The organism is Wolbachia endosymbiont of Tuta absoluta, from assembly GCF_059414725.1.
Genome location: NZ_JBNRJY010000538.1, coordinates 1 through 10934, shown reverse-complemented (window position 1 = coordinate 10934; position 10934 = coordinate 1). Strand labels below are relative to the sequence as shown.

Sequence of the window (10934 nt, the reverse complement as noted above, 5' to 3'; positions counted from 1 at the left end):
GATCCGTTTCTTAAGGTAAATACCGAGCTTACTCTTTCAATTATCAGGTAGTCATCAACTGTACGAAAATTTATCAAGGATTCATATCCTGCAGAATCAACCATAAAAACTGCCGGGAAATCAGAGTTTATTTTATTAAATTGTAGATATGTAAATTTTCCGTCATCAAAAACCTTAATTGGTATTATTGATTGACTGCCTTTAACGTGCGAGATGGAATAGTTAAAATTCAAGCCTTTCTTTATAACCTCAATATCACTTATATCAGGGATAGTGGTATGACTAGCTTGCTCTAGAATATCACCGTTACTCGTTGAATAAATTTCATCACTGTTGAACAGTGGATAAAGAAACCTTACTTCATATGCTAACCTTGGATCATCTAGCCCGTTTGCTTCTTCAGCATGAAACTCGAAATAATAAACTCTTTTGTTGGTAATTATAGTTGCATTAGTATCGGCAATATCATCTATAGGCTTAATAAATAATCTATTACCTTGAGGAAGGAGTTGCCAACCGGTTGCATCACCCATTGAAAGACTCTCTATTACCTCCCCTGGCTCAAACAATATGCTGGATTGATAACCATAAAAGCCCGTGTACTTATGTATAGCCTGTGGATTATAATTCATTACCTTTATGTGGTTATCACCAGCTATTGGTCTTGGTTCCTGTTTTGCAAGTGCATAACCACCACAAAAAAATAATAGTGCAACAAAGAGTACCCTAATCATAGTATCAAAATAAACTGATCTTCATTTTATCATTGATAGACATGTACTGCAACTGTTAAGCTATCCCAGTAGTAAGCGACAGAAAATGCAAGCTTCATAATAATTCATTACTGCAGGAAAAAGGGGAGTGTTAAATAAACTGTGTCAAACCTCCATTTTTTGTTTCTATTTTATTTTTACTTCTCGGTTTGACACAGTTTATTTAACACTCCCTGCAAAGAAATTAACTACAGATTTTATGTCTAAGTTACTCCACAAAATTTTTCCTTTCCTTATCCAAGATTCAAATTTATAGTATCGATTCCCTTTTATGAAATATGAAGCCATCTCAAGTTATAGTTAAGCCTATATTCAGTGAATTACTTTCACAAGTGCAATTGATTTTAGTGTTATACTGTTCTAACAGTAAAGAAGTCATATAGATAATAATGTCTTTTGTATCCAAACGAATATCATTTTTTTTTGTTAATTTGCTCACTAATAATGTACTTATTGATTTATGTTCATTTACTACTTTTATAGTGAGTAGTGTTTTATCTTCTGTTTTAGTCAGTAAAATAGACACTAATTCAATTTGTGCCACTGCACTGATTATAGTTATCACCATATTGGAAATTATCTTATTTATTTTTTCAATTAAGTTTTCTGTAGGACATTCACTTACTCTCCACTGAAGCTTTACTTTTTTTTTAATAAATAATTTTCTATATTGGATTTAGTCTTAACAAAGCTGCAATTATCTGATGAATGAGAATACGCTTGCTTCATAACTTTATATTTATATATTAAATCATCGGAGCTTTCTTTAAGCAATGACAATGCTTCGTTTTGCATATTAGGGTTGTTTTCTTCAAGCTCTTCCAATCCACCCACTATTCCTTGCATAGAACTAGCAAAATCATGAAGAATTCGTCCTGATAGGCACTCTGTTATTAACATTATGTTTTTATTCATTGGATAAAAGTATAAATGATTTAAGTTAACCCTATATTGGTAGGCATGTAGTAGTCAATTTAAGAGAAAGTTTCGTTGCGCTTTTTGTGTCAAAGCATTAATGTAGTATTAATAATTATAAGATTTGTGAAGGCGTTATGAATACTTATGCTAAATCTGGAATAGACCTTAAACTATATAATGAACTAATAAAAAAAGTTAAACCTATTATTGAAAAGACTAAAGGAGAAGAAGTAATTAGTGAAGTAGGATCATTTTCCGCATTGTTTGACTTTTCTTCGCTGAGTAAGAAATACGACCATCCAGTACTTGTTTCCTCAACTGATGGAGTGGGCACAAAACTATTAATAGCTCAAGAGGTGAATAAGCATGATACTATAGGTATAGACTTAGTTGCAATGTGTGTAAATGATTTACTTGCACAAGGAGCAACACCTTTATTTTTCCTTGATTACTTTGCAACAGGCGTTTTAAACAAAAACGTTTTATTGTCTGTAATCCAGGGCATTGCAGAAGGGTGCAAGGAATCTAAAATAGCATTAGTTGGTGGAGAAACTGCAGAAATGCCTGGAATGTATGGTAACAATCACTATGACCTTGCAGGGTTTGTGGTTGGTGTTGTTGATCGAAAGCAAATTCTTCCAAATTGTAGTATAATGAAAGCAGGTGACTGTGTAGTTGGTTTAGAATCAAATGGAATTCACTCAAATGGATTTTCTTTGGTGCGCCATATTTTTAAAAGCTTAGGTATAAATTATAATGATATATCTCCATGGAATAATAAATCTTGGGGTGAAATATTACTTAAGCCAACAAAGATATATGTTGATTCTTTGTTGCCTATTATGCCAAAGGTAAAAGGCATTGCGCATATAACAGGTGGCGGGTTAATAGACAATATTCCAAGAATTCTCTCAGGAAATTTATTTGTAGACATAAATATTAATTCTTGGAAATGGCCAGATATATTTTTATGGCTGAAAGAAGAAGGTAAAATAGAAAAGAGAGAAATGTTAAAAACATTTAATTGCGGCATAGGTATAGTACTGATTGTAGATCCCGATAATATGAAGGATGTGGAAAGCCATTTCCAAAAGCGTGGAGAAAAAATTGAGATTATTGGAAAACTTGATGAAGCATGTCAGCCTCCACTTGATAGAGTAGTATTTAGTTAGTCTAACTTTACCGACAGTCTTTTTGCAACTTCTGAGTATGCTTCCTTTAAGTTTCCTAGATTTAAACGGAAAACATCTTTGTCTAGCTTTTTATGAGTATTTTTATCCCATAGCCTACAATTATCAGGGCTGATTTCATCGGCTAAAATGATTTTAGTGCTGTTGTTTATCAATTTGCCAAATTCTAACTTGAGATCAACTAAATATATATTTGCATTTGAAAATAGGTCGACTAAGATTTTGTTGATCTTTAAAGTTGTAGTTTTAACTTCTTCCATTTCTTTATGGGATAACCAACCAAAATATAGTATGTGATTTTCATTCACCATTGGGTCAGCTAGGTCATCATTTTTGTAAAAAAACTCGATTATAGGAGATGTAAGTGCCTCACCTTCTTTGATATTAAAACGTTTGCAAAAGCTGCCAGCTGCAATATTTCTAACCACTACCTCAAGAGGTATTATCTTGAGCTTTTTGACTAGCTGTTCTCTTTCGTTTAGAGCTTTTATAAAGTGCGTGCTAATTCCTGCTTCTTCAAGCTTTTCCATGATAAAAGCACTAACATGATTATTAATTATTCCTTTGCCCTCAATAATTTCATATTTTTCCTTATTGAATGCTGTAACATCATCTTTAAAGTACTGTATAACAGTTGATGAGTCTTCAGTTTCAATAATGACTTTGGCTTTACCTTCGTATATCGTTTTATTCAGTGACATGATTAATTTAGCTGTATACTATAAGATAATATCAAATTGCTGCTTAGTTTACTACAAATTTGCTAATGACGTTTAGTGTTACAATATTAACCATATTTCCAGAAATGTTCCCCGGGTTTTTGAACTATTCTCTTGCCGGAAAAGCGTTGGAAAAAAAAATATGGAATCTTGAAATAGTAAATATTCGTTCTTTTGCTAAAGATAAACATTCAACTGTGGATGATGTTCCATATGGAGGTGGAGCAGGGATGGTTATGCGCCCAGATGTGATTGGTAATGCAGTTGATAATGTGCTTTCTGCTCATAAAAATACTAGATTTATTTATATGACTCCATCTGGTACAAAATTTAATCAGAGAATTGCGAAGGAGTTAACAGAAATTCCTCATGTAACAATATTGTGTGGTCGATTTGAAGGTGTTGACCAAAGAGTAATTGATGTGTATACTCCTTATGAGTTAAGTATTGGAGATTATATACTTTCGGGAGGTGAGCCAGCTGCGATGGTGGTTCTTGATGCATGTATTAGGCTTCTTCCAGGTGTAGTAAATAATTTCGATAGCGTTGCTGAAGAAAGTTTTAGTTATAGTGGTGGTATGCTTGAATATCCTCAATATACTAGACCTGAGCAGTGGAGTAGGTACAAAGTTCCTGAGGTTCTGTTGTCTGGCAATCACAGAAAAATAAGTGATTGGAGAAGGGAACAGTCATATGTTAGAACAAAGGAACGTCGACCTGAATTGTTGAATGGAGATGATAAATGACAAACTTACTTGAAAAATTTAACGAACAACAAATACAAAGGTTAGCCAAAGAGATGCCAGCTTTTTGTCCTGGCGATGATTTGAAGGTCACTTTTAAGGTAGTTGATAGTACGGGTGAGCGTATACAGATATTTGAGGGCGTATGTATATCAAAAAGAAATCGTGGATTACACTCTTCTTTTTCAGTTAGAAAGGTAAGTCATGGAGAAAGTATAGTATCACAATTTTTTGTTTACTCTCCTGCATTAATTTCAGTACAAGTGATGAGAAAGGGAAAGGTCCGTAGAGCAAAATTATATTATCTGTGCAAGCTATTTGGGAAAGCTGCAAGGATCAAAGAACGTACTACTTATGTTAAAAAAAAATCTAAGTAGATACAATAGGGAGTGATGTCAATTGTATCATCTCAAAACTCTCTCTTATTATCCCAGTGTGTGGCGCACAACTGTACTTTCCCTCCTGCTGTGGTGTCATCCCAATGTTTGACACTGGGATCCAGATTCTCCTTTTGGTTTGTGCTTTCATGGAAAATATAAAAATTATTTGCAGGCAAAGCCTGTTAGATCTCAGTTCAAGCACTGGAAAAAGGGGAAAGTCTTTTCAAATCCTCATGTAAAGAAAAGTAAATGGGTATAATAAAGAAAAACTTTCTTAAGTTACTTCAATCTAAGCGCGTACATGCTCGTGTAAAAAGAAAAAATAAAAAGAACAACATTTTATGCTTTTGCTCTTTTACAGCACTGATTGTCTCAATTGGGTGTCCTATATGTATATTACTAAGTATATTAGTTAACTCTTACAGTGCTTTAACAGTAACGAAAATTTTATTACCAGTTGAAATAAATGCTGATCTTATTTTAACTAATAATCCTGGTGATTTACGATATAAGTCCATTGGCTTACTCAACAATTCTTTACGTAAGGTGTTTGAAGGAACTGATTTTAAAGACGGTGACGAAATTTTAAGTCGTAATTCTTACAAAGAACTAGAGAAATTTTTTCATAAGAAAGTAAAAGATAGTGGTGAATATGAGATCTGGTTTACCGCGTCAAGTATAATTAATTCAATAAATAAATATAAACATTTGAATGATCATTATGCTAAATTACTTGATTGGTTAAAAGAGAAGGGAAGAGTAAGAAAATTTTTTAATAAGTCTCTGTTTCTTAAGTCTGATTCTTGTGAGCCTGAGAATGCAGGGATTTTAGGGGCATTTATCGGTTCATTAATGACAATTATAGTATGCTTAGCGTTGGCATTGCCAATAGGAATTATGTCAGGTATCTGTCTTTATGAATTTATGCCTAGAAATAGGCTAATAACCAGTATTGTAGAAATTAGCATGAATAACCTTGCTGCAGTGCCTTCGATAATATTTGGTGTGGTAGGACTGACTCTCTACTTGGGCATATTTGGTTTACCCCGTTCTTCACCGCTTGTTGGCGGGATGACTCTTTCATTTATGATGCTGCCTAATATTATTATTGCAACAAAAAATGCCTTTACAAACGTTCCTATTGCAATAAAAGATGCAGCGTTTGCGCTAGGTGCACCTCACATCAAGGTGATATTGGATCACTCTTTACCGATTGCGTTGCCACGGATAATACATGGTGCAGTGCTTGCAATTGCAAGGATTTTAGGCGAATCTTCCCCTTTACTTATGATAGGCATGGTAGCATTTATTGCTGATACACCTACATCCTTCTTCGATCCGGCAACTGTTTTACCTGTACAAATATACATATGGTCAAGTAGTCCTGAAATTGCATTTATTGAGCTTGCTGCCATTGCAATTATAGCTTTATTGTTAATGCTATTTGCTTTGAATTTAATAGCAAATTTTGTAAAAAGAAAGTTTGAGTTTTTTGATTCATGAAAATTACAATCCTATCTGGTTATGGCTTAAATTGCGAAAAAGAAACTGCATTTGCATTTATGGAATGTAGCAGAAAGCTTGGTATTAATAATATTGAAGTAAAAATCGTTCACATTAATGATATTATAGATAATCCAAGTGAACTGAAATTAAGCAATATACTTGCAATTCCAGGAGGTTTTTCCTATGGTGATGACACTGGTGCTGGTAATGCGTTTGCTTTGCGTATAAAAAACAACTTGTTAGACGAATTTCAAAATTTCTTATCTCAGGATAAGCTTATTATAGGGATATGTAATGGTTGCCAGATATTAGTAAAGTTAGTTCCAGAATTCTCTAATCTAGCTTTAACCTCTAATGATATAGGTAATTACCAATGTCGTTGGATTAGAGTGAGAGTTAATCCGCAGAGTAATTCTGTTTGGCTACGGGGCCTGAGTGAACTATATCTCCCTATTGCTCATGGGGAAGGCAAATTTTTTATGGATCAAGATACTTTGAATCAATTGATTGAAAATAATTCCGTTGCACTGCGTTACGTTGATGAAAATGGTGACTATGCAAATTTACAATTTCCTTACAATCCAAACGGATCTATATACGACCTGGCAGCTTTGTCAGACAAAAGTGGTAGAGTTTTAGCTTTAATGCCTCACCCAGAGAGAGGAATATTTTTTACTCAGCAGGACAACTGGCCTCTTGAAAAAGAAAAATGTAAACGTTCAGGAGTGGCTATGCCAAAATATGGTGATGGAATGCTCATATTTGAGAATGCACTAAAATATTTTGCGTAAGTATTACAATACATTACATACAACAAGTTTTTAAACCATAAAAAGTTACTTGATCAGGATGACAATAAATCTTTATTTTTGATCTGCAGAGTAGCTTTCTCTAACGTTAGGGATATAATTGTTCCACTTTCCAATTGCTTTTCTCAACAAGAGTATATCTAAATCTAGTGTGTCTCCTATATTCACCTTCTTGCCAAAATTCAATTACCTTTGGGATTACGCAAAATCCCACCCAAAAGTCAGGACGAGAAACTTGTGTATTGTGAAATTCTTTCTCTTTCAATTCTATAGCCTGCTCAAAATCTTGCCAATTTTTCAGAACTCTTGATTGTTTTGAGCACCACGCGCTAATTTGACTATCGCGTGCTCGAGAGGAGAAATATTCGTCAGCCTTTTTGCCGCTTAGAAGCCTAACTTCTCCTTCAATTCGTACTTGTCTAGAAAATTCTGTCCAATGAAATACGAGTGCAGCTTTGGGGTTCTCAGTCAATTCTTTTCCTTTTCTACTGTTTACGTTAGTAAAGAACACAAAACCTTCTTTACTATACTCCTTTAGTAATACCACTCTTGCAGATGGAATGCAGTCTTTGCTACACGTTGCTAGCGTCATTGCAGTTGACTCTTTACACGGAAAATTAAGTACTTCTTGATACCACTTTGAGAACAAATCAAAAGGATCTTTTTCAGGTAAGAGTGTCATATGCAAAAATAAAATTTAATTCTGACATGCATTGCAAAAATAAGTGCTACGACCATTTTGTCGTATAAGTGTTATGATATTGTTGCAGATTCTGCAAGGTTTTTGCACTTTACCATATACGTAAAAGTTATTTTGAAAGTATCCAGCAGATCCAGATGGCTGTGCATAATCTTTCAGTGTTGAACCACCAGCAGCAATTGCATCACTCAGAGTATTTTTTATTTCGATAGCAAGTTTTTCGCACTCTATATATGTTAAATCTTGTGCTAGCCTAAGTGGTGATATGCGAGCTCTAAATAAGCTCTCAGAAGCATATATGTTACCTACGCCAACTATTAGCTTATTATTCATTAATACTGATTTGATATTTGCTTTTCTGCTCTGTAGCAACTTCTGTAAATAATTTCCATTAAATTCATCTGTGAGGGGTTCTATTCCTAGGTTATTAAAAAAATTTAGTTCTTGCTCTCTGTTTAAAACAATCACTAATCCAAACCTTCTTGGGTCATTAAAGATTAGTGAAGTGTTGTCAGAAAATAAGAATATCACATGATCATGTTTGTTCTGTGCTTGATTATCTTCAGCATATATAAGCTTTCCGCTCATGCCGAGGTGTATGATTACAGCCATACTAGCATCTATATTCGAGATTATATATTTACCTCTACGCTTGATATCATTTATAACTTTGCCCTTTAGCAAATCATCAATATTCTTCGTTATTGGTACACGCAAATTCCAATTATTGACTGTAACATTGCTTATTTTCTTATTTTTGATTTTATCAAATAAGAAGTTAGAGATGACTTCCACTTCTGGGAGTTCTGGCATGATACCTCCTTCAAAACTTAAGTTTCTGATGGTAATTTTGTTGTTAAAGCTTCCTCAAATACGTTTGGGTATTCTGCAGCGCTTTCTCCTAAAAATTCCTCACCACAAACAAATTTTGGAAGGGGTCTGCTTTGTCTACTCTGTTGCTGTTTTTTTCTTTTTAGAATATTTTGCTTTAAAGCTTTTGCCAATCTTTTTCTCTCTTCTTCTTTTTCCTTATTTTTTTTCATGTTATTCATTATCATAATACGTGAACTTGCCGTTGTAGCTCAGGTGGTAGAGTACGTCATTGGTAATGACGAGGTCCCAAGTTCGAATCTTGGTAACGGCAGTTTAGAGGACGATATTCATAAAGTCAATCCTCTAGATGCTAATTAGATTATAGAAAAACGTCTAGTAAATACCTTTTATACACTACCATTAAGCTGCTTTTTCAGTATTACTATTCAATAATACCTGCCGTAATTTTTCTTTAGAAAATCCATGCATTAAAAGAAATTGTATAATCCTTTGCCAAAAATCCCTCACAATATACTGAAGGATTATTAAAACTTACGTTGGCAGGGTTAAACCTGTTACCATAACTTCCCCCACCACAAATATTTTCATAACAACACTGCTTACAATCGTCAGGACTGTTATCCATATCCCTCAAAAAGTTATTAAAAAATTTATCTGATAAGAACTTAGCCCAACTAGTATTGCTGATGTTATATTCAACAAACTTATGAGGGACACATGTTCTCAAATCATCTAGTGGGCCGAGATTACCATTATTGGAAACACATATTAACGGTAATACAAAAGGACTTCTTTTGCCAAATCCTTCAACTCTTGAATAATTACCGTAAAATAGCTCTAATGAAAAGTTATATAGAAATTTCTCTATCCTTTTTATGATAGTTCTCAGTCAGGTCTTCTTTTATCTTATCTGCCCAGCATATATTACCATGCCCTCCACCATCTCTATCAAACTGACAATGGCTATTGTGATTATTTCTACCATGAAAATTATCTGAAAGCTTTTCTATTCTTTTAAGTATGACACTACTACTAACTTGACCGATATTAGCGCTAAGAAGCTCTAATAATAAATCCACTTGTTTTTCTTTATTGTTTACCATAATTATTTTGCCTTAAAATAGCAAAGTCTAGGTTTACTATAGCTTTTGTCAAGCATTTATCTGAGCTATTTATATATTGGAATGCTACTCGTCATTTTATTTGCTTTCAAATGTATAACTTTCGGTATCTTGTTTTCAAGGACTTTTAACTTAATATTACCACTATTAAAGTCAATACTATAACACTTTAGTTCTTGACCATCCTTGAGTCCCATATTATGGCAATCACTACCTAATTTAACCCCACGTATCTTTTGTAGCTCTAGACTTCTGGTTAAGTTAAAGCATATATCACTATACTTATCAGTATCTTGGAAAGTTAAATTTTTATTTAGTAATCTACTGGGTAATAGACTGAGAAGTATGCTAGAATCTCTTATAGAGGCTATGATGTCTTTTATAAGGGACTCTGGTAAGTAATGTTTTAAATGACTTGCAAATAAGTCAACATTAAAATTAACTTTCTTTGAAGTTATTTCACTTATTATATTATTTATAGTAGTCAATAAGTTATACCTTCCATTACTAACCTCATTTAATTTCTCATCTATTATCATTGCAAGAATAAAACCTTTGTTATAACTCAACATGCTTATGTTTTGATCAAGTAAATGCTTTTGATTTGTTTTTTCGAAATCAATATTAGGTATTAAAGAATTAAAATACTCTTTTAAAGTAATATTAATTATTTTTAAGTACTCATCTTTATCAATAAGTTTCGTGTCAAGTAAGGTTTTCACTCCATAAAATTCCGTAAATCCTTCAAAAAACCACTTATATTTTATTTCATTTTTCTTATCGTTGTCTTGCTCTATTATATGTCCTATATATCTGTGAATTAATTCATGTGATATCACTCTAGTATAATCTTTGATATTTTTTTTTAAGCTTCCCTCAATAATTACATAGTCCTTTCCTGCAGCACCTGTAGTTCTACTAAGATTGGGATTATCAACAAGTACTATATTATACGGCTTACTTTCTAGTATGAATAAGTTATCTTGAGCTAAGATAATTTTATTAATAATATTTACAAGACTGATACTATTATGAGCATTGGTATAAAGCTTATTTCTTTTATCAAGATCAAAACTTCTAAAATTGTCAGTTCTAATAATTTTTTCTATATTATCAAAAGGTTTTCTAAAAGGTAAAAAATCAGGTGAGTTTTTTAAATGTGATGAAGAGTTATCTAAAGCAATAGCAGAATGCATATACTGAATGTATATAAGGAAAAAACAAATAATATAATTTAATAG

At 33.0% G+C, this 10934-nt stretch carries 15 protein-coding genes and 1 tRNA gene; 6 read left to right on the top strand and 10 right to left on the bottom strand.

What is annotated here, in order from left to right; genetic code table 11:
* From ACJ5GX_RS06045 to ACJ5GX_RS06035, 3 genes are all read right to left on the bottom strand, one after another.
* Positions 1–734, bottom strand: a 734-nt coding sequence (locus ACJ5GX_RS06045) for a TrbG/VirB9 family P-type conjugative transfer protein (protein ID WP_495292808.1), incomplete at its 3' end; no start/stop codon positions are given.
* Positions 735–1062: 328 nt separating this feature from the next.
* The gene (locus tag ACJ5GX_RS06040) at positions 1063–1428 is read right to left on the bottom strand and encodes a histidine phosphotransferase family protein (protein ID WP_125855783.1); all 366 of its coding nucleotides are present in this window, start codon (positions 1426–1428) and stop codon (positions 1063–1065) included.
* Complete coding sequence (locus ACJ5GX_RS06035) at positions 1413–1688, bottom strand: hypothetical protein (protein ID WP_012481935.1); 276 nt, start codon at positions 1686–1688, stop codon at positions 1413–1415. The genes ACJ5GX_RS06040 and ACJ5GX_RS06035 overlap by 16 nt, the downstream gene beginning before the upstream one ends.
* A 137-nt stretch (positions 1689–1825) precedes the next feature.
* Here ACJ5GX_RS06035 and purM point away from each other — a divergent pair, with 137 nt between their 5' ends.
* On the top strand, positions 1826–2863 hold the full coding sequence (gene purM / locus ACJ5GX_RS06030; RefSeq protein WP_019236866.1) for a phosphoribosylformylglycinamidine cyclo-ligase: 1038 nt from the start codon (positions 1826–1828) through the stop codon (positions 2861–2863).
* Here the strand turns inward: purM and purC are convergent.
* A complete protein-coding gene (gene purC / locus ACJ5GX_RS06025; RefSeq protein ID WP_052264678.1) occupies positions 2860–3582 on the bottom strand; it encodes a phosphoribosylaminoimidazolesuccinocarboxamide synthase in 723 nt (240 codons plus the stop codon). The two genes, purM and purC, sit on opposite strands and share 4 nt — an antisense overlap.
* A gap of 65 nt (positions 3583–3647) precedes the next feature.
* Between purC and trmD the strand changes: the two genes are divergently transcribed.
* The 4 genes from trmD (at position 3648) to ACJ5GX_RS06005 (ending at position 7020) form a co-directional block, all read left to right on the top strand.
* A complete protein-coding gene (gene trmD / locus ACJ5GX_RS06020; RefSeq protein ID WP_096097154.1) occupies positions 3648–4346 on the top strand; it encodes a tRNA (guanosine(37)-N1)-methyltransferase TrmD in 699 nt (232 codons plus the stop codon).
* A complete protein-coding gene (gene rplS / locus ACJ5GX_RS06015; protein WP_007302278.1) occupies positions 4343–4720 on the top strand; it encodes a 50S ribosomal protein L19 in 378 nt (125 codons plus the stop codon). Before trmD ends, rplS begins: the two co-directional genes overlap by 4 nt.
* A 252-nt stretch (positions 4721–4972) precedes the next feature.
* Entirely contained in the window at positions 4973–6226 is a 1254-nt protein-coding gene (locus ACJ5GX_RS06010) for a PstA family ABC transporter permease (protein ID WP_007302279.1), read from the top strand.
* On the top strand, positions 6223–7020 hold the full coding sequence (locus ACJ5GX_RS06005) for a phosphoribosylformylglycinamidine synthase subunit PurQ (protein WP_019236865.1): 798 nt from the start codon (positions 6223–6225) through the stop codon (positions 7018–7020). Before ACJ5GX_RS06010 ends, ACJ5GX_RS06005 begins: the two co-directional genes overlap by 4 nt.
* A gap of 106 nt (positions 7021–7126) precedes the next feature.
* On the opposite strand, the gene pdxH is transcribed toward ACJ5GX_RS06005, so the two are convergent.
* From pdxH to ACJ5GX_RS05990, 3 genes are read right to left on the bottom strand one after another with little or no spacing between them, the layout of a single operon-like run.
* Positions 7127–7720 (bottom strand): pyridoxamine 5'-phosphate oxidase, encoded by a 594-nt coding sequence (gene pdxH, locus ACJ5GX_RS06000; RefSeq protein ID WP_006014087.1) that lies wholly within the window; start codon positions 7718–7720, stop codon positions 7127–7129.
* A 15-nt stretch (positions 7721–7735) separates the two neighbouring features.
* Positions 7736–8551: a bifunctional DNA-formamidopyrimidine glycosylase/DNA-(apurinic or apyrimidinic site) lyase gene (gene mutM, locus ACJ5GX_RS05995; protein ID WP_019236864.1), complete on the bottom strand. Its 816-nt coding sequence runs from the start codon at positions 8549–8551 to the stop codon at positions 7736–7738.
* Between the two features lie 17 nt (positions 8552–8568).
* Positions 8569–8790, bottom strand: coding sequence for a hypothetical protein (locus ACJ5GX_RS05990; RefSeq protein WP_230609012.1), 222 nt, complete (start codon positions 8788–8790; stop codon positions 8569–8571).
* Positions 8791–8809: 19 nt separating this feature from the next.
* Between ACJ5GX_RS05990 and ACJ5GX_RS05985 the strand changes: the two genes are divergently transcribed.
* Positions 8810–8882 (top strand) — tRNA-Thr (locus ACJ5GX_RS05985).
* 141 nt (positions 8883–9023) lie between these two features.
* Here the strand turns inward: ACJ5GX_RS05985 and ACJ5GX_RS05980 are convergent.
* From ACJ5GX_RS05980 to ACJ5GX_RS05970, 3 genes are all read right to left on the bottom strand, one after another.
* Positions 9024–9299 carry a hypothetical protein gene (locus ACJ5GX_RS05980; protein WP_495292807.1) on the bottom strand — a complete coding sequence of 92 codons (276 nt, stop codon included), beginning with the start codon at positions 9297–9299 and terminating at the stop codon, positions 9024–9026.
* A 121-nt stretch (positions 9300–9420) separates the two neighbouring features.
* Positions 9421–9675: a hypothetical protein gene (locus ACJ5GX_RS05975; protein WP_019236861.1), complete on the bottom strand. Its 255-nt coding sequence runs from the start codon at positions 9673–9675 to the stop codon at positions 9421–9423.
* 65 nt (positions 9676–9740) lie between these two features.
* Positions 9741–10934, bottom strand: a 1194-nt coding sequence (locus ACJ5GX_RS05970; protein ID WP_495292806.1) for a M61 family metallopeptidase, incomplete at its 5' end; no start/stop codon positions are given.

Excerpts from the sequence above, each read along its gene's own strand:
- trmD (WP_096097154.1), top strand. The coding sequence starts at position 3,648 with ATGACGTTTAGTGTTACAATATTAACCATATTTCCAGAAATGTTCCCC.
- purM (WP_019236866.1), top strand. The coding sequence starts at position 1,826 with ATGAATACTTATGCTAAATCTGGAATAGACCTTAAACTATATAATGAA.
- pdxH (WP_006014087.1), bottom strand. The coding sequence starts at position 7,720 with ATGACACTCTTACCTGAAAAAGATCCTTTTGATTTGTTCTCAAAGTGG.
- ACJ5GX_RS05975 (WP_019236861.1), bottom strand. The coding sequence starts at position 9,675 with ATGGTAAACAATAAAGAAAAACAAGTGGATTTATTATTAGAGCTTCTT.
- purC (WP_052264678.1), bottom strand. The coding sequence starts at position 3,582 with ATGTCACTGAATAAAACGATATACGAAGGTAAAGCCAAAGTCATTATT.
- ACJ5GX_RS05990 (WP_230609012.1), bottom strand. The coding sequence starts at position 8,790 with ATGAATAACATGAAAAAAAATAAGGAAAAAGAAGAAGAGAGAAAAAGA.
- ACJ5GX_RS06005 (WP_019236865.1), top strand. The coding sequence starts at position 6,223 with ATGAAAATTACAATCCTATCTGGTTATGGCTTAAATTGCGAAAAAGAA.
- ACJ5GX_RS06010 (WP_007302279.1), top strand. The coding sequence starts at position 4,973 with ATGGGTATAATAAAGAAAAACTTTCTTAAGTTACTTCAATCTAAGCGC.
- rplS (WP_007302278.1), top strand. The coding sequence starts at position 4,343 with ATGACAAACTTACTTGAAAAATTTAACGAACAACAAATACAAAGGTTA.
- ACJ5GX_RS06035 (WP_012481935.1), bottom strand. The coding sequence starts at position 1,688 with ATGAATAAAAACATAATGTTAATAACAGAGTGCCTATCAGGACGAATT.
- mutM (WP_019236864.1), bottom strand. The coding sequence starts at position 8,551 with ATGCCAGAACTCCCAGAAGTGGAAGTCATCTCTAACTTCTTATTTGAT.